Source organism: Leeuwenhoekiella sp. ZYFB001 (genome assembly GCF_011784865.1).
Classification (GTDB): domain Bacteria; phylum Bacteroidota; class Bacteroidia; order Flavobacteriales; family Flavobacteriaceae; genus Leeuwenhoekiella; species Leeuwenhoekiella palythoae.
The window spans coordinates 91,001-109,988 of the sequence record NZ_CP050460.1; the positions used below are offsets into that span (position 1 = coordinate 91,001).

General features: G+C 39.4%; 13 protein-coding genes. 7 read left to right on the plus strand and 6 right to left on the minus strand.

All coding sequences use genetic code 11. From position 1 onward, the window contains the following. Positions 1-348 precede the first annotated feature (348 nt). From HCN54_RS00320 to HCN54_RS00335, 4 genes are all read left to right on the plus strand, one after another. A complete protein-coding gene (locus HCN54_RS00320; RefSeq protein ID WP_167596119.1) occupies positions 349-1,203 on the plus strand; it encodes a pseudouridine synthase in 855 nt (284 codons plus the stop codon). Positions 1,204-1,327: 124 nt separating this feature from the next. Beyond that, positions 1,328-2,728 (plus strand): arginine decarboxylase, encoded by a 1,401-nt coding sequence (locus tag HCN54_RS00325; protein WP_072985019.1) that lies wholly within the window; start codon positions 1,328-1,330, stop codon positions 2,726-2,728. Next, positions 2,715-3,659, plus strand: coding sequence for an agmatinase (gene speB / locus HCN54_RS00330; RefSeq protein ID WP_167596120.1), 945 nt, complete (start codon positions 2,715-2,717; stop codon positions 3,657-3,659). The genes HCN54_RS00325 and speB overlap by 14 nt, the downstream gene beginning before the upstream one ends. Then, complete coding sequence (locus tag HCN54_RS00335) at positions 3,649-4,623, plus strand: deoxyhypusine synthase family protein (protein ID WP_009778996.1); 975 nt, start codon at positions 3,649-3,651, stop codon at positions 4,621-4,623. Before speB ends, HCN54_RS00335 begins: the two co-directional genes overlap by 11 nt. A 66-nt stretch (positions 4,624-4,689) precedes the next feature. Here HCN54_RS00335 and HCN54_RS00340 read toward each other — a convergent pair whose 3' ends face one another. Further along, positions 4,690-6,291, minus strand: a complete 1,602-nt coding sequence (locus HCN54_RS00340) for a family 20 glycosylhydrolase (RefSeq protein WP_240924916.1) — start codon at positions 6,289-6,291, stop codon at positions 4,690-4,692. A 244-nt stretch (positions 6,292-6,535) separates the two neighbouring features. Between HCN54_RS00340 and HCN54_RS00345 the strand changes: the two genes are divergently transcribed. From HCN54_RS00345 to HCN54_RS00355, 3 genes are read left to right on the plus strand one after another with little or no spacing between them, the layout of a single operon-like run. Then, positions 6,536-7,255 carry a glycosyltransferase gene (locus HCN54_RS00345; RefSeq protein WP_167598801.1) on the plus strand — a complete coding sequence of 240 codons (720 nt, stop codon included), beginning with the start codon at positions 6,536-6,538 and terminating at the stop codon, positions 7,253-7,255. Further along, complete coding sequence (locus tag HCN54_RS00350) at positions 7,248-7,877, plus strand: lipid-A-disaccharide synthase N-terminal domain-containing protein (protein ID WP_167596121.1); 630 nt, start codon at positions 7,248-7,250, stop codon at positions 7,875-7,877. The genes HCN54_RS00345 and HCN54_RS00350 overlap by 8 nt, the downstream gene beginning before the upstream one ends. Beyond that, a complete protein-coding gene (locus HCN54_RS00355) occupies positions 7,874-9,517 on the plus strand; it encodes an ArnT family glycosyltransferase (RefSeq protein WP_167596122.1) in 1,644 nt (547 codons plus the stop codon). The genes HCN54_RS00350 and HCN54_RS00355 overlap by 4 nt, the downstream gene beginning before the upstream one ends. Here HCN54_RS00355 and HCN54_RS00360 read toward each other — a convergent pair. From HCN54_RS00360 to HCN54_RS00380, 5 genes are all read right to left on the minus strand, one after another. Then, entirely contained in the window at positions 9,511-10,419 is a 909-nt protein-coding gene (locus tag HCN54_RS00360; RefSeq protein ID WP_167596123.1) for a PorP/SprF family type IX secretion system membrane protein, read from the minus strand. The two genes, HCN54_RS00355 and HCN54_RS00360, sit on opposite strands and share 7 nt — an antisense overlap. Before the next feature lie 10 nt (positions 10,420-10,429). Then, complete coding sequence (locus HCN54_RS00365) at positions 10,430-15,076, minus strand: gliding motility-associated C-terminal domain-containing protein (protein WP_167596124.1); 4,647 nt, start codon at positions 15,074-15,076, stop codon at positions 10,430-10,432. Positions 15,077-15,141: 65 nt separating this feature from the next. Next, positions 15,142-16,545 carry a polyprenol phosphomannose-dependent alpha 1,6 mannosyltransferase MptB gene (gene mptB, locus HCN54_RS00370; RefSeq protein WP_167596125.1) on the minus strand — a complete coding sequence of 468 codons (1,404 nt, stop codon included), beginning with the start codon at positions 16,543-16,545 and terminating at the stop codon, positions 15,142-15,144. A 55-nt stretch (positions 16,546-16,600) separates the two neighbouring features. Continuing rightward, positions 16,601-18,073, minus strand: coding sequence for a cellulose synthase family protein (locus tag HCN54_RS00375; RefSeq protein WP_167596126.1), 1,473 nt, complete (start codon positions 18,071-18,073; stop codon positions 16,601-16,603). Beyond that, positions 18,073-18,762: a glycosyltransferase family 2 protein gene (locus tag HCN54_RS00380; RefSeq protein WP_167596127.1), complete on the minus strand. Its 690-nt coding sequence runs from the start codon at positions 18,760-18,762 to the stop codon at positions 18,073-18,075. The genes HCN54_RS00375 and HCN54_RS00380 overlap by 1 nt, the downstream gene beginning before the upstream one ends. Positions 18,763-18,988 lie beyond the last annotated feature (226 nt).

Here is an 18,988-nt window from a genome sequence, read left to right on the forward strand (position 1 = left end):
ACCTTTCATTTTGTGTAAAATTCAAAACAGGAAACTATTTCTAAACATTTCCATTTTATGCAAATAAAACCGAAGTTTTCTATGAGTTTAAGGCTGTTTAACTAAGTTTTGGTACAAAGTTTTGAGCGATGCATACGATTAGGTATTCAGCTGAATAATTTGAAATTGAGATTTGTGAACTTAAGGTTATGCCAACTTAAATTTAAGCCGGAATACTGGTTGGTTGATTTTGATTTTTTAGATCAAAAAGCACATTTAAAATAGGAGCTGTTCATTAAGAATCACGTGCATTAGTAATTTATTTGTTTCGATTTTTAAATATGTATCTTTGCGCCAAATTTTAGAAGTATGAGCAGACATCAAGAGAGTAAGAAGGGCGGGAAAGCGTCTGGTCGTGGGGCAAATAACAATCGTGCTAAAAGTCATGCACGAGGTAATGCTCCAATTAAAAAGAACACAACCGGTAGTAGTCGAACTGCGACTGCAAGTACCGGAAAAGGCGGTATACGTCTTAATAAATATATCGCAAACAGCGGAATCTGTTCGCGTCGAGAAGCAGACCTTTATATAAGTACCGGACAGGTTTCGGTTAACGGCGAGATCGTTAATGAGATGGGCTATAAAGTCAATATTGATGATGATGTGCGCTTTGATGGGCGTCGCATAAATCCGGAAGCTAAGGCCTATGTATTGCTTAATAAGCCCAAAGGTTTTTCGGTTACGACCAGTAATTCTAAAGGAATGACTGTAATGGATCTTGTGGCGAGCTCAACAAAATCTCGTATTCAGCCGGTAGGGCGTTTGGGGCGCAATGCAACCGGCTTGTTGCTTTTTACTAATGACGATAAGGTGATGAAAAAACTCACCAATTCTAAAACGGGACTTCCGCGGCTATTTCATATTGAACTCGATAAAAACCTAAAGGCCGAAGATCTTGAAAAAATTAAAAAAGGACTTACTGTTGACGGTAAGCGTTTAGAGATTGAAGATCTAAGTTACGTTGACGGAGCGCCTAAAAAAGAGGTGGGGCTTAAAATGCGTAATGTAGGTAATAGTATTATCCGTTCTATTTTTGAGCATTTAGGCTATCAAGTGGTGCGCGTAGATTGTGTAATTCTAGGTACGTTGACTAAAAAAGATTTGCCACGCGGTAAATATCGTCACTTAAAGGAGCAAGAAGTGCATAACTTGATGATGCTTTAAGTGTTTGTTTGAGTGGTTTTTAGTGTGAAATAGGTGGTGTTTTTAATATTTTTTACATTACCTTAAGAGTTGAGTGTATCGTATCTCAATTTCTTTTTTTACATTTCACGCTTTAAATTATTTGATGAATACTAAGTATATAGATCTTATAGATCAATCTTTCTACTTTCCTCAAGAAGAATTCAAACTTGAGGGCAATCAGCTCGAATTTCACGATATAGATTTAATGGCGCTTGTAAAAGAATACGGAGCTCCATTAAAATTCAGTTATCTGCCAAAAATTTCTGAGAACATAAACAGAGCAAAAGGCTGGTTTGCTGATGCCATTGCAAAACACAATTACAAAGGCTCTTACAATTACTGCTATTGTACAAAAAGTTCGCACTTTAAACACGTGCTTGACGAGGCTTTAAAAAACGATATTCATATTGAGACTTCATCAGCTTTTGATATCAATATTGTAAATAAGCTGAAAGAGAACGGTAAGATCACCGAAGATACATTTGTGATCTGTAATGGTTTTAAACGCGATCAATACATTAACAATATTGCAGATTTGATCAATGGTGGTCAAAAAAACTGTATCCCTATTATTGATAACTACGAAGAGATCAACCTGCTTACCGAAGGTATAAAAGGAGATTTCAAAATAGGAATCCGTATTGCTTCGGAAGAAGAGCCTAAGTTTGAGTTTTATACCTCTAGGTTAGGAATTGGGTATAAAAATATCGTTCCGTTTTACGAAGAGCAAATCAAGAATAACGATCAGGTAGATTTAAAGATGTTGCATTTCTTCATCAATACCGGAATTCGCGATAATGCGTATTACTGGAACGAGTTGAACAAATGTCTTAAAGTATATATTCGCTTAAAGAAAATATGTCCTTCGCTTGACAGCTTGAATATTGGTGGAGGATTTCCTATTAAAAACTCGCTGGCTTTTGATTATGATTACGCCTATATGGTAGACGAGATCATCAATCAGATCAAGATCACCTGCGATGAGGCTGATGTTCCTGTTCCTAATATTTTTACTGAATTTGGAAGTTTTACCGTTGGCGAAAGCGGCGGTGCGATCTATGAAGTGTTGTACCAAAAGCAACAAAACGATCGTGAAAAATGGAATATGATCAACTCATCATTCATCACCACATTGCCAGATACTTGGGCGATAAGCAAGCGTTTTATTATGCTTCCGGTAAATCGTTGGGATGAAGAGTATGAGCGTGTTTTGCTAGGCGGTCTTACTTGCGATAGTGATGATTATTACAATAGTGAGCAGCACAGCAACGCGATTTATTTACCTAGATATAAAAAAGATAAACCGTTATACATCGGCTTTTTTAATACCGGTGCATATCAAGAAACCATTGGAGGCTATGGCGGACTTCAACACTGTTTAATCCCACAACCTAAACATATTCTTATAGATAGGGATGAAAATGGTAACTTAACAACCCGTATATTTAATGAACAACAAAAAGCAGAACAATTGCTTAAGATTTTAGGTTATGAGTACAACTAAAAATTATGCTGGCATTCCTGATGAGTTTGCCAAACTTGAAACTTCAAAAATTGTACTAATCCCGGTACCCTATGATGGGACAAGTACCTGGGGAAAAGGAGCTGATAAAGGTCCGCAGGCGTTTTTAGACGCATCAGAGAATATGGAGACTTACGACATAGAGACTGATACTGAAGTGTATCAACAAGGGATCTATCTCGCTCCTGCAATAACCGAAGCAAGTTCGCCAGAAGCAATGGTGGCCGAGGTGCATAAAACGACCAAAGATTTTATCAAGCGTAACAAGTTTGTGACGCTTTTTGGTGGTGAGCATTCGGTTTCTATTGGTGCGATTAGAGCGTTTAACGAGTTGTTTGATGACTTAACAGTATTGCAAATTGATGCGCATGCTGATCTACGTCAAGAATATATGGGTAGCAAGTGTAACCACGCGTGTGCGATGTACGAAGCTAGCCAAACCACAAACCTTATTCAAGTAGGAATCCGCAGTATGGATGCGCTTGAAAAAACTGTGATGGATGAAGATAAAACCTTCTTCGCTCACGAGATGGTTCAGGATGAATATTGGGTTGATAACGTGATTGATCTTTGTACAGATAATGTATTTATTACCTTTGACCTTGATGGGTTAGACCCTTCAATTATGCCTTCTACAGGAACTCCTGAGCCGGGCGGATTGTTCTGGTATGAGACTATGGATTTCCTGAAACGTGTTTTTGCTGAAAAAAATGTGGTAGGGTTTGACCTTATGGAACTTTGCCCCAACGAGCACGATAAATCTTCAGACTTTTTAGCGGCAAAACTGTACTACAAGATGCTTAGCTTCAAATTTGAAGGTGAGGATGTAGAAGACAATTATGATAATACTTACGTGGCAAATCCTGCAAAAGGAGGCGTTAATAAATTTGATTTAAATGACGATGAAGACTAAGGGAGCAATCTCTCAATTTATAGAAAAATACTATTTACATTTTAATGCTGCTTCTGTAGTTGATGCTGCAAAGGCATACGAAGAGCAGTTAAACAATGGCGCTAAGATGTTAGTGTCATTAGCAGGCGCAATGAGTACCGCAGAGTTGGGTAAGATCTTTGCAGAAATGATCCGTCAGGATAAAGTGCAGATCATTTCGTGTACCGGAGCTAACCTTGAAGAAGATATCATGAATTTGGTAGCGCACTCGCATTATAAGCGCGTGCCTAACTATCGTGACTTGACACCACAAGAAGAATGGGATTTACTTGAAAACGGTCTCAACCGTGTGACCGATACGTGTATTCCTGAGGAGGAAGCGTTCCGTAGATTACAGCAGCATATTTATAAAATTTGGAAAGAAGCAGATGACGCCGGTGAGCGTTACCTTCCACACGAGTTTATGTATAAAATGTTGTTGAGCGGTGTTCTAGAAGAATACTATGAGATCGACTTAAAAGACTCTTGGATGTACGCTGCGGCAGAGAAAAATTTACCAATTATTTGCCCGGGATGGGAAGACAGTACGATGGGAAATATCTTTGCTTCTTATGTATTGAAAGGCGAACTGAAAGCCTCTACAATGAAGTCTGGAATTGAATATATGACCTTCCTTGCAGATTGGTATACTAACAATTCTGAAAACGGAATCGGGTTCTTCCAGATCGGCGGTGGTATCGCAGGAGATTTTCCAATTTGTGTAGTGCCGATGCTTTACCAAGATATGGAACGTGAAGACACACCATTCTGGAGCTATTTCTGCCAGATCTCTGATTCTACAACCAGTTATGGTTCGTATTCAGGAGCGGTACCTAACGAGAAAATTACTTGGGGTAAACTGGATATCAATACCCCTAAGTTTATCATTGAGAGTGATGCAACCATTGTTGCGCCGCTTGTTTTTGCCTATCTATTAGATATGTAATCTTTGAGATTTAACGCTATAAAAAAGCCTCCTAATTCAATTTGGGAGGCTTTTTTATTTTAAGTCTTACTCTTTGATCGCTTTGTTTTGCGTTTTCCAATCTATTAAAGGAGAAGGGTAGTAATTGACGTCCATAGACTCTAAAAATGGAGCCTGATTGCCTAAACGCACCTTGTAGTTTTCCCAATCCCTTTGTTCGGGAAGTGACCAATTTAATTCAGCATAGCCAATGGCTCTGGGGAACGCTAGGTATTCAAGTTCGCTAATCGTACTTATTGTTTCAGACCAAAGTGGCGCTTCGATACCTAAAATATTTTCTCGAGGAATATTTTCATAGGCTTCCGGTTTCCAGACATACGCTGTGTCAACGGGAACATAACCGGCCCAATTCAGTCCATATTCAGATTTTAAATCGTATTTCATATCTAAATAGGCTTTTTTGGCAGGAGACATAATCACCTTTAAATTCTTGGTGACAGCCAGTTCTGCGTTTTCTTTGCTTTGCCAGAATTGCACCACAGAAGAAGTATCAATATCAGCAGTAGCAACTTCGTCCCAGCCAATCATTTTCTTATCATATTTCTGAACGATTTGCTCCACCTTATTTACAAAATAGATGTAATCGTCCTTTTGAGTCACGTGACTTTCATCACCACCAATGTGAAAATAAGGCCCGGGAGTGATCGCTGAAATTTCTCGCACAACATCATCTATAAATTGATAAACCGTGTCTTTTCGCGTGTCAAAGGTGCTGAAACCTACGTGAGTTCCGCGGTAGATTTCAGGGGTTTTACCATTTCCATTTAAAATAGGATAAGCTACAGAAGCGGCGTTGGTATGGCCCGGCATATCTACCTCAGGCACGATGGTCATATGATTTTTAGCGGCGTAGGCCACGATAGCTTTGTAATCATCTTGCGTATAGAATCCGCCGGGTTCTGTGCCCACTTCGGTTGCACCACCAATTTCGGTAAGTTTTGGCCAAGATTTAATTTCAATACGCCAGCCTTGATCATCGGTTAAGTGCAAATGCAGCACATTGTATTTGTAATAAGCGAGAAGGTCGATGTATTTTTTCACATCTTCTACTGTAAAGAAGTGTCTGGCAACGTCAAGCATAGCACCGCGATATTCAAAAAACGGGGAGTCATTAATAGTTCCGGAAGCGATGGGCCACACCGGATAATTAATGATAGAATCACTGGCCTTCATAGGCATTAACTGTCTCAAGGTTTGCACTCCTCTAAACGCAGCCGATGCACTCGCAGCACTCAGAATAATAGAATCTTTATTGATTTTGAGCGCGTAACTCTCATTATTAATTTTTGATAAACTGTCTGATTGCTGAATGTAGATCACACTTTCCTGCTCGGGAAATTCGGTATTAACTGAAATTTGTAATTGGGTGCGATCTTTTATTTTTTCTGAAAGAAAAATCCCAACTTCCTCAAAGCCTAAAGAGTCTGGCGCTGTCTGAATAGCGGTAAATTGATCTAGCGGAAACGCACTATAACTGGCATTAAGCAAAGCCGGTTTAGGGATTAAATCCGCCTGAGATAAATCGGTTTTTGGAAGGTTTAAAACGCGGGGTTCTTTTTCAGGTTTACACGAGAAGAATAAAAAAAGCATAAGACTGAACGCAAATACGGAAGGGCATATTTTATGCATGAGAATTAGGTAAAAAGAACTCTGAAAACGACAGAGATTGTTTGGTTGGTAAAAGGTTTTAGTTGTGTAGTATGATGCGTAAAAGCAAGCAATGCTACACTATGCAAATTAAGGTATTGTAATGAATTTAATTACTAATCTCAAGCAATTTCAACGCAATTAACAGGAGTTCGCAGCAACAAAATGGGACTTCTGCAAATTTCCTTTAGAACAAATGCTTATTTTCGCAGCCTTATTTGTTAGTATGTCATACCGTCTTACAGTAGTCGTTCCTGTTTACAATGAGCAAGATAACTTGCTTCGCGTCGAGAAAGTTTTCCAAGATTATTTTGAAATTGCCGCCGTACCTACTCAGGTGCTGTTTGTAAACGATGGTTCTAAAGACCGCAGTCAAGAACTCATTGAAGAGATCTGTGCGCGTAGCGAAGGGTTTCAGTATATATCATTTGCACAAAATTGCGGGTTGAGCGCTGCGATTAAAGCCGGATTTGATTATACAACCACACCACTTGTGGGCTATATTGATAGTGATTTACAAACCACTCCTGAAGATTTCAATATCTTGATAAAATACATCGGCGAGTATGATCTGGTGACCGGTCATCGTGCAGATCGTAAAGACTCTTTCGTTAAGAATATGTCGAGCGCTATTGCTAACAACATCCGTCGTGCTTTTACGCACGATGGAATGGACGACACGGGTTGCCCGCTGAAAATTATCAAAACCGACTATGCGAAGCGTATTCCTATGTTTAGAGGGTTGCACCGCTTTTTGCCGGCGATGATTATGTTACAAAACGGTAAGACTATTCAAGTTCCTATACGTCATTTTCCTCGTATTGCGGGTACGGCAAAATTCGGTCTCTGGAACCGTCTTTTAGGTCCGTTAATGGATTGCTTTGCCTACCTATGGATGAAGAAAAAATATATCAATTATGATGTAGCAAAGAAATCTAATGGATAGTCCGTTTTGGATATATAGCGTTGGATTTTTAGCCCAATTGATGTTCTCTGGCCGCTTGGTAATCCAGTGGTTTTTAAGTGAAAAGCAGAAACGCGTATTAACGCCTTCAACCTTCTGGTGGTTGAGTTTAGGGGCATCTTTTTTACTTTTTGTTTATGGATATTTGAGAGAAGATTTTGCCATCATGTTAGGGCAATCTCTCACGTATTTCTTGTATATACGCAATTTGCAATTACAGGGGCAATGGGTGAAAACTCCAAAAATATTACGTTGGTTCTTGCTTATTTTTCCGGTTTTACTGGTGATCTACGGGTATAATAACGGGGATTACGATGTGGAAAAACTTTTTAAAAATGAAGATATTCCACTTTGGCTTTTGATTCTAGGAAGTGTTGCGCAAGTGATTTTTACACTGCGTTTTATCTATCAATGGATTTATTCTGAGCGAAAGAAAAAATCAAGCTTACCTTTAGGATTTTGGTTACTGAGTTTAATAGGCGGTTTACTCATTCTTACTTATGCAATACTCAGAAAAGATCCCGTTTTATTCGTAGGACATCTTATGGGAGTTTTCATATATTTTAGAAATATGCGACTTTCAATAGGTATTGATAAAGAATGAAAATTTCAGAAAAACATTATCCCTATATTTTATTAGCAGCTTGTTTGCTGTTGTTTTTTCCACATCTAGATGTGCTGTATGCAAATATTATGGAAGCGCGCAATTTTAATACCGCGCGTGAAATGCTGGAGCATAACAATTGGGTGCTGACCACGATGAATGGTGAAGCGCGTTACGAAAAACCACCTTTGCCTACGTGGCTGGCGGCGCTTTCTGCAGCATTATTTGGAATTACCAAGCTGTGGGCTTTACGTTTGCCTTCGGCGATAATTAGTACGGTTCTAGTGCTTTTTAGTTTTTCGTTTTCGCGGAAGCGTTTACAGCTGAGTGCAAAGCAAAGTCTGTATGCAAGTTTGATTCTTGCCACTTCTTTTTATATCCTCTTTTCCGGAAGAAATGGTACTTGGGATATTTTTGCACACGCATTTATGCTCGGCGGAATTTATTTTCTTTTTCAATTTTTTAGCAGTACTGATCAAAAATATGGCAACGCTGCACTAGCCGGGTTGTTTATCGGACTTTCATTTATGAGCAAAGGTCCTGTAAGTCATTTTGCACTATTGCTTCCTTTTTTGATCGCGTATATCTGGGTGTTTAAATTACGCACCTACAAAACCCGAATAGCACCATTTACCCTTATGATCTTGATAGCTCTAGGCTTGAGTTCGTGGTGGGCGCTAGCGATTTACTTTGGGGATAGCGACACAGCGACAGCGATCGCAGATAAAGAGGCTACGGCTTGGGCAAATCGCAATACCAGACCTTTTTACTATTACTGGAGTTTTTTTACACAAAGCGGAATTTGGACCATTCCGGCATTTGTGAGTTTGCTTTATCCGTATTTAAAAACTCGAGTTGCTAATCTCAAAGCCTATCGCTTCAGTCTGATCTGGACGCTTGCTGCGGTGGTACTTTTGTCCTGTATTCCTGAAAAAAAATCAAGATATCTGCTGCCAGTGCTTATTCCGTTGGCTTTGAATACCAGCTTCTATATTGAATATTTAGTACGGAGATTCCCAGCCTTGAGTGACAAGCGCGAGACGATCCCTGTATATTTTTATTTTAGTGTAATCACTATTGCTGCGGTGTTAGCTGCGCCTGCTGCGCTTTTTCTGTTTGCAGATCAGTTAGAAGGAAGCTTATGGTTCTGGTATGCATCGCTTCAGACAAGTAGTCTGTTTATTGTAATAATTTTGGTTAAAAGTCTTCAGCAAAAAAGAATAGAGCGTGCATTTTTTGCGGTAGTCGTTTTTGCTTGTGCGATCGTGAGTTTTGCCTTTCCGCTAGTAGATGTGAGTTATACCAACGAAGATTACGAGCAGATCGCTCCTAAAGTAGCAGACCTATTGCACGAGGAAACACCTCTGTATTTATTTGAAAATTCTTCTCCAGAACTTATCTGGGATCTAGGGCAGCGAGTTCTGGTTTTAAAGACACGTGATGGATTGCAACTTCCGAAGCAGGCTTCATTCTATTTAATTGTAGAAGAAGAGCGTACTCAAGAGGTAGAAGAGCTACTTGCAGACTATACACTGCAGCGTGTGCACTGCTACGATGGTAATATCACAACCAAAGCAGACCGTAATTATAAAAGCAGAAGAATAGGGTGTTTGTATCTGGTGAAAAGGATTGATCAATAATTATAGCCTTTGCCAAAACGGTAGCTCAAGATCAATCCGTGTGTTGCAGGTAAAGGTGATTCTTGAAGTGGCATAGCGTAATTGTAAATAAACCTAAAGCTCTTAAAGAAATAAAATCCGGCGAAGATATTCACAGCAGATGACGTTCTGTAACCAAGACCTCCTTCAATTTTATTCTTGTAATTTACAATAGTGTTCAAATCAAGGTTTAACGGTGCGCCTTCGGTATAGCGCAATAATAGATTTGGTTTTATTTCAAATTCGTCAAAAACTCCGGCATACAAACGATAGCCGGCGTATGCATAACCGATTGTATTAATTTTTAACGACTTGTCTGTGGCAAGGCTGTTACCCAAAACGTTGGGAACTGAAAGCCCTGCATAGAGTTGATTGCGATTATACATTACCCCTAAACCTAATGTAGGTACAGTGCCTTGTATGTTGTTTTGAAAATTAGGATCATCTGTTATGCTGAGTTCGCGTAAATTTTCAGTGTAGTTGTAAACTCCAGCTTGAATACCAAACGACAACACATTTGGATTAAAATTATGAAATCGCGGAGCACGTGCTTGAACGCCAAAATGCAATTTATACGCATAAGCGATAAAAGCACTATTAGTAGAAGTGACGCCAATTTCATCACGCATTATACCACCTCCTAAACCTACATTGTCGTTATTGAGCGTTAGGTTCAAGGTTGCGTTTAAAGTTGATGGTGCGCCTTCGATGCCTGAGAATGAAGATAGGTTGGCTATTGTTACTTCAGAATTCTCATAGTACCCGGCGTGGGCGGGATTTATTAAAATCGTATTGTAGTTGTACTCTGCAAAGGCTGGCTGTTGCTGGGCAGAGCCGATAAGATAGCTTCCGGTTAGTAAAACGGTAAAAAGATATTTTAGCATTGCTTACTGTTTAACGCTTGAGAACTAAGAAGCCTTCAGCAGGAGGTTGATTGTTGGTTCCAGTTAAAATAATTCTGAAGAAATAGGTGCCTTCTGGCAATTTACCGGCACCAATATTTACTTTACGATTTGCAATTCCGTTAAAAGAGTGCGTTGCGTTGTCATAATTTTCCATTTCAAAAACAAGATCTCCCCAACGGTTAAAAATCTGAACCAGATTATCTGGATGATCCGTGATATTAGGAATAAACCACGATTCATTAATGCCGTCTCCGTCTGGTGAGAAACCATATTTTTTATCAAAAGTCGCAGTTTCTTCTGCGGTTGCAGTAGTAAAATAAAACTGTTCACAGTTTGAAGCTGTGCCATTGGTATTGTATGGTGTAATAGAAATATATAAAACTGTTTCCTCTGGTAAAAGATCATTTAAGGTATAGGAGGTGACATTCCCTACATCAAGATTATTTACAATATCTTGAGTGTTTGGATTTGAACCGATATTTAGAATATAACCAGTGACATTTTCTACGGAAGCCCAGTTAAACCGAAGGTCTGTAGGATTATCAGCGCTTTCTGGCACTGGGTTTAACAGTTCTGTGCACAACGGAGGTAGTGGTTCTGCCTGAGTTATAAAACTAAAAATTTCACAAGAAGTTGCCTCACCTCCATTATTATATGGTGTGATCTTCACATAGATTCTAGTATCGTAGGGCAGGTTATCCTGCAGGTAATAGGTGGTTGAGTTACCCACATCAAAAGCATCAATATAGGATGTGGCATCAGGATTAGTACCTATAGAAAGGTAATAGCCACTTGCTTCTGAAACAGGTAACCAGCTAAAGGAAGTGTTTATAAATGCTCCATTAGCATTAGGGGAAGGGTTGCTCAACGTTGTGCAGGGCGGAGGATCTATGGCTGAAACTGTACTAAAAGATTCCTCGCTACAGCCTAAAGTTTCTCCAGCTTCATTATACGGAGTAATCGTTACATAAATTGTTTGATCATTAAAGAATTCTAGAGCATAATCAAAGGTTAAAGTGTTACCCGCATCTACCTGATTGGCAATATTGCTTAAGCCTGAGGATGTCCCAGCATTTATAATGTAGCCTGCTGCACTATCAGCAGGAGCCCAAGAAATAGTTGCATCAAGAGCCACATCAGTCGCGCCATCCACCGGACTGGTTAAAGTCGTACAAGCTGGAGGGGTGATGAGTGTTTCGGTTGTGAAGGATGCTTCGGTGCAGCCGGCGGCGTTTCCTGCGGAATTGTACGGGATGATGCTTACGAAAATCTCTGTGTTTTCGGGTAAATTTTCAGTGAGGTTATAAACCGTCTGATTGCCTACATCTAGATTATCTATTATTTGAGTGCCACCACTTAAAGTGCCAACGTTCAGCAAATATCCTAATGCTTCTGCCGAAGCATTCCAACTTAGTTCAACATCAAGAGCCACATCAGTCGCACCATTCACCGGACTCGTTAAAGTGGTACAAGCTGGTGGTGTGATGAGTGTTTCGGTTGTGAAGGATGCTTCGGTGCAGCCGGCGGCGTTTCCTGCGGAATTGTACGGGATGATACTTACGAAAATTTCAGTGTTTTCGGGTAAATTTTCAGTGAGGTTATACACCGTCTGATTTCCTACATCTAGATTATCTATTATTTGAGTGCCACCACTTGAAGTACCAACATTTAGCAAATATCCTGTTGCCTCAGCGGAAGCATTCCAGCTTAGTTCAACATCAAGAGCCGCATCAATCGCACCATCCACCGGACTCGTTAAAGTCGTACAAGCTGGTGGGGTGATGAGTGTTTCGGTCGTGAAAGATGTTTCAGTGCAGCCGGAAGCGTTTCCTGCGGCATTGTACGGGATGATGCTTACGAAAATTTCTGTGTTTTCGGGTAAATTATCGGTGAGGTTAAAAACCGTCTGATTGCCAACATCTAGATTATCTATTATTTGAGTGCCACCACTTGAAGTGCCAACGTTTAGTAAATATCCTGTTGCCTCAGCGGAAGCATTCCAGCTTAATTTAACATCAAGAGCTACATCAATCGCACCATCCACCGGACTCGTAAAAGTGGTACAAGCTGGTGGTGTAATGAGTGTTTCAGTTGTGAAGGATGTTTCAGTGCAGCCTGTAGCGTTTCCAAGCGTATTAGTAGGTATTATAGTCACAAAATATTCAGTTCCTGCTTCAAAGGTGTCTTCAGGAACTTCATAATACGTTGAAGCAACAGTTTGATTTAAAACATTGTCAGTTCCTGATGAAGTGCCTACCTGTACAATATAATTATCAGCAGCATTTGCCGGTTCCCAATACAGGTCAGAAGTTAAAGCTACCTCTTGAGCACCATTTAAAGGGCGGCTCAATTGTGTGCAATCTGGCGGAATCACTAGAGTACTTGTAGTAAACATTTCTTCTGTACAGCCCGAAATCTCACCATCAGAAAAATAAGGGGTTATAGTAACATATATCTCTTGGTTAGCAGGTAGGTCATTTTCAAAATTGTAGAGCTCAAGATCACCAACATCTAAGTTGTTCACTAGATCTACTCCTCCAGAACTAGTGCCTACACTTAAAATATATCCGCAGGCACCATTAGTATTTTCCCAAGCGATCCCAGTATTTATTGCAACATCAGTTGCTGTGTTTACTGGGTTTGTTAAGTTGACGCAAGTCTTATTTGCGGTAACATCAACTGTAATGTCATTACGCTGGAGTAATAGATTTTTCCCACCCGATCCCGGAGCGTTTGAATTTTCAAACGGAACCAAATCACTAGTGATTTCACTATGATAAATACCGCTATCGCAATCATTCACATCGTTTAGAATAAGTTCTGGAGCATCTGGAGCATCAATTAATTCTATCCCATCCTTAAACCATTTATAATGATTTTGATTACCACGTACCGTAGTAGTAAGCGTGATATTTTCACCTGCATTGGGCGCAATAGTTTCAACCTCGTTAACTTTTGCCTGAGGAGCATAAGTGTATGCTCTAAACAAAACAAGTGAAGAGGATGAAGACCAATAGGTGCTCAAGAGATCAACATAGCTGAGGTGCTCGGCTTCAAAATCGCCAAAATGAAAATAATTGTCGTTAAACCTTAATTCAAAGTAGTTAGTTCGTCTATCTACAGCAAGATTTGCAAAATCTGGAATTCTGCCAGATAAAAGATTATAGCTTACATCAAGTTCATCAGAAGCTCCCAAAGCACCATTTGCGTTCCATATATCATAATATTGATCTATAATATCTGTACCCGAGAATAGATTATGATGCAAGATTAAAGAACCCAATTTAATATTCTGAGTAATGTCTAAGGATTCAATTTGATTGTTTGACGCATCGAGATAGTGTAGTTCAGGGTTTTCAGTAAGATCAAGTCCTGTATTAGAAAACAGATTGTCATCTATGTATAACATTCTTAACTCGTTATTAGATGATACATCTAATGTGGGGATTTTGTTAGTTCCCAAATTCAAATTTTCGAGAAAAATATTGGCCTGAAGATCTATGCCAGGCAGTTCATTGTTATTTAAGATAAGTCTTTCAAGAATCGTGTTTGTAGAAAGATCAAGACTCGAGATTAAATTATAAGAGGCATCCAGATAAACCAAGTTAAGGTTCTGGCTTGTTTCTAAGGTTGCAAATGAGTTATGAGCTAATCGTAGGTCGCTTAAATTTGTATTTTGACTTAGATCAAGGGCATCCATATAGTTATGACTAGCGTTTAGGGTTGTTAATGCCTCATTTTGCGTTATGTCAAGTTGTAAGCCGGGACTTTCTTGTTTTCTGGTAATAGTTAAGTTTTGCAGCATACTTGCATCAGCAAAGGAAGCAGAAGCAATATTGTGGTCGCTAATACTTATGGTGGTCAAGGTTGACGTTTGGGGTATATCGATAGTTTCGGTATTTGTGCTTTGAAGTGAAATAGCTTCAAGTGCCAAAAAATTTGACAAATCAACATCTATAATATTCCCACCTTGAATAGCAACTGTTTTGAGTGTGTTTTGCTCACTTGGAAGCGTGGCGGTGATGGGATAATTATTATTGAAATTTGTGCTTAGCGACAAAGTCTCCAGACTGCTATAACCCGAAAAATCAACCGTAATATCATTGTGCATCAACAAGTAAATGGAAATCACAGTATTGGTGTCTGGGAAAATCACATTTTGAAGATTTCTAAAATTATAGATATTGATATCTTCGAGTTGCAGGTTATTGCTGAGGTCTATAACGGAAATAGGCCCAGAATTTGATCCTCCATTTGCTCTCGCTTGAAATCGTTTAAGATTGGGATTACCGCTTAGATCTAAACTAGCCAACACCATATTTTGGTTAAAAACGAGTTCCTCCAATAAAGAGAGCGTTGTTAATGGTAACGTAGCAAACTGATTAGTCCCGGCGTCTAGAGTAACTAGATTTACAAAAGCTTCAAGGCCGGTAAAATCTGTGATGGTGTTTATTGAAATGCTGAGGGCTTTTACCGCTTGAGCATCTGCATTAAGGATGTTGCCATTAAGTCCGTTAGAATCAATACCTTGATCAACAAGAAATTGTTCAAAATTAGCATCAGGTATTGTAGTGGTTTGAGAATTTGCACAAAAGAAACACAAAGCAAATAAGCAACCTACAAAAAGAGTTTTCATTTAAGTGGTTTAGAGGGCACTAGAACTAGTAAAGTTATCTTATTCTTGAAAAATTGAAGCTTGTTTTAGCGTGTTTTCTCCAACAGATTATTTGTGTAGAACTCCCAGATAAAAAATCCTAGTACTACCAAATATTCTACGGCGACCAACCAAAAGTTTTCTTCTACGCGATCTATTTTGTAAGCCGAATAGCTGAGGAAAACGACTAAACTCCATACAATCGCAAAACGAAATCTTGTAAAGACTGAAAGCAATAAAGGGGTTGCGATATACCAAGGATGAACCGTTGTGGTACATAGAAAATAAAGCGAAGTACCTAAAAGTAAGGTGCTCATTAAATGTTGCTTACGATCACTTTTTCTGAATAAAGCAAGAAGCATTAGTCCTGCAATAACTACAATTGGCAACAATGTTCCTGCAGTGGCGATGATATTGTATCCTTTCACTTGAAAACCAATCCATCGTATGATATAATACACACTGGCATTAAACTCAAATTTTTGAAACCAAAGTCCGATGGTTTGTGAAAAATGAGCCACTAATTCTTCGGTAAAAAAGGGTGTGAAGCTGAGTATAAAAACACCGATTACCACCACGTAGTACCGAAATAACTTCCATAGGGATTGCAGCGGTTTTTCAGCTAAAATTGTAAAAGGTTTTGAGTTTTCTTTGGTTTTTGAATGCGCTGTGATCAAATACTGAAAAAGCAAAGGAAGCATTAGCAAGGGCAACAACTTTACAGCAATGGAAAGTCCCATCAAGAGTGCAGACCAGAACCAGTTTCCTCTGAATAAAAGATAGAGAGAAGCCAGCAAGAAAAATAACATCACCCCTTCAAAATGCAAATTCCCGGTGAGCTCGATGATGATAAACGGATTTAAAAAATACCAGAAGATCTGATGCTCGGGCAGTTTTAGTTTTTTTAATAATTTTCTTCCTATCCAGAAGATTCCTAAGTCTGCAGCAATACAGCAGATACGCAAAACGATCACACCTCCTAGAATAGAGTTTCCGCTTAAAATTCCCGAAAGCCAAAAGAAGAATTGATTTACAGGTGGATAATTTGAGTAGTGTTGCCGGCTGAGAGCGCCCATTCCGTTTAATAAATCCTGAGCTTGTGCAATGGGTATTTCGCCCAAAGCAACCCACTGATCAGGTGTGTTTAAATATGGGTTGAGGCCTTCTGCAAGCAACCTTCCATCCCATAAAAACCTAAAATAATCTTGAGAAAGATTGGGCAGTGCGATTAGCAAAACCAGCCGTGCAGCAATACCAAGGATCAGCAAGATCTTAACGTTGAATTTAAAGGACTGAATGAGCTTAAAGCTTAGGAAGAATGCTCCGGCATAAAGACTGATCAACCGTATAAAATCATAACGCTCCAGATCATAAGCAAATGCTGCATAGAAGCCTAAAAGCGTTACCGCCATTACTATCTGAATTTTATAAGCTTTTAAGGTTTCAAGCATTAAGAAGTAGTTGAGAGCCTAAAAATACAGAATCTATTTTGCTTGAGAATCTCAATTAGATTCGGCTAAAGATGGACTTGAAAGCGACAAATCCGAATCCCGCAAAAAGCATCAGATGAAAAAGGATCAACCCGAAGTCATTCACCTTAAAAGCGCTGTAGATGGCAAAACCAAAATAAAGAAACAGTATACTTTCTAATAGCATACCTGAAGAAAGATTCTTTTTGAGATAAATATTGCCGCTCCATTGTTCGCCTAATTTGCTGATATTAAATTTTGGCGTGCGTATAAATTCTGATTTTTTACCAAAATGCCCCTCTAAAACAGCAAGAGAGTTGTGCACGCTAAAGCCCATCGCCACTGAAAAGAACGTAAAAAACATCCCGATATACTTAAAGAAGTTTTTGATTCCACCGCCGTGAATACGCTTATAGGTCACCCAATAACAACCAAAGAAAATGACCGTGCTTACTGCAAAAGCAGCGATCACATTAAAATACCAGCTGTAGGCAGGATTGTTGTTTTTGATGTACAAAATAGGAACGCTTAAAATGGCTACTAGTAGTACTAAAAGGAACATACTGCTGTTAAGCAGATGAAAAAAACTATGAAATTTAGTCTTAAAACTTACCGAAGGATCTTTGAGCAAGCGCCCATAAAGCTTCTGAAAATTCTCTGCTGCGCCTTTATTCCATCTAAATTGTTGCGAGCGGGCTGCGCTAATAGCAACCGGTAATTCTGCCGGGGTTTCAACATCTTCCAGATACTTGAAATCCCATTTTTTTAGCTGCGCACGATAGCTAAGATCAAGGTCTTCGGTTAGGGTGTCACCCTGCCAGTTACCTGCATCTAGAATACACGTCTTGCGCCAGATACCCGCTGTGCCATTAAAGTTGATAAAATGATGTCCAAAATTGCGACCTACTTGTTCCAGCACAAAGTGAAAGTCTAGTGCAAAAGCCTGAATCTTGGTAAGCAATGAATAATCTCGGTTGAGGTGCGCCCAGCGCGTTTGTACCACACCTATTTTTTCATCTTTGAAGTAAGGCACAGTCTTTTGCAACCAATCAGGATTAGGCACAAAGTCTGAATCAAAAATGGCGATAAATTCGCCTTTTGCGATTGCAAGTCCTTCTTTCAATGCACCAGCTTTAAAACCTTGGCGGTTGGTGCGGGTGATGTGTTTTATTGGGATTCCTGCTGCCTGTAAAGCTTCAATTTTACGTTGCGTGGTTTGCAGACTTTCATCGGTAGAATCATCTAAAACCTGAATCTCGAGTTTGTCTAGCGGGTAATCTATTTGCGCAATATTGTCAAGCAGCCGTTCTACCACATACAATTCATTATAAAGTGGCAATTGAATGGTCACAAACGGAATTTCTTCAGCTTTAGAAAAGTCAAAAACCGGAGCGTCATCTTTCTTTTTTTTCGCTTTTAAATAATTCAAAAGCAGATTCAGTTGTGCCAGGCTATACAGAAAGATCACTGTTAGCGCCAACGTATAAATGATGACAATCGCGGTTTGCATTACTTAAAACTGTACTTAAAAATCCAGCCTAGAATTTTTACACCGGCAAATATAGCACCTTTGACGGTTCCTGAAACTTTAGAAACTCCTATGCGGTTTCGGTATTTTACGGGTATTTCTACATAGCTTAATTTTTGCTTTAAGGCCTTAAGCTGCATTTCTACCGTCCATCCGTAGGTTTGATCTTGCATATTTAAAGCGAGCAACTTATCATATTTGATCGCTCTAAACGGACCAAGATCTGTAAATGTCGAATCAAAGATCCAGCGCATTAGTGTTGTTGCGAGCCAATTGCCAAAACGCTGCGGAAAGGTCATGCTCCCGCTTTCGCGAAAGCGTTTTACGCGAGCGCCAATCACAAAGTCAATACCTTCGTGAATAATAGGAGTTACGAGTTCGTCTAATTGCTCTGGGTAATCGCTGTAATCGCCATCCAGAAAGACTACGATATCGGGCTTTTGCTCTTGCGCAGCAATGTATTGCATCCCTTTGAGGCAGGCCAAACCATAGCCGGGTCTGTTTTCCCTGAGCACAACAGCTCCCGCTTCTTGCGCCCGTGCTTCAGTTTGATCGGTAGAATTGTTATTCACTACAATGATCTCGTCGACATGATTTGGGATGTCTTTGATCACCAGACCTATCGAATCTTCTTCGTTAAAAGCAGGAATAATTACCTTAATCAAGGTCATGAACGCAGGGGTTTTGTAAAATTCTAATCGTATTAGACAGTAGTCGGTTTTTCAAAAATAGCTTACGGCAGCACTTCTTTGTAAACAGGTTATTTGTGTAAGCTTCAACATTTTAACATTGATGTTGAAAACCGAACGCTCAAACCTAACGTATATGTAAGTGATTGATGTTAAAAACTATACTGACAGTATTGATCTTTAAATAGAACTCATGTTGTATTGATTA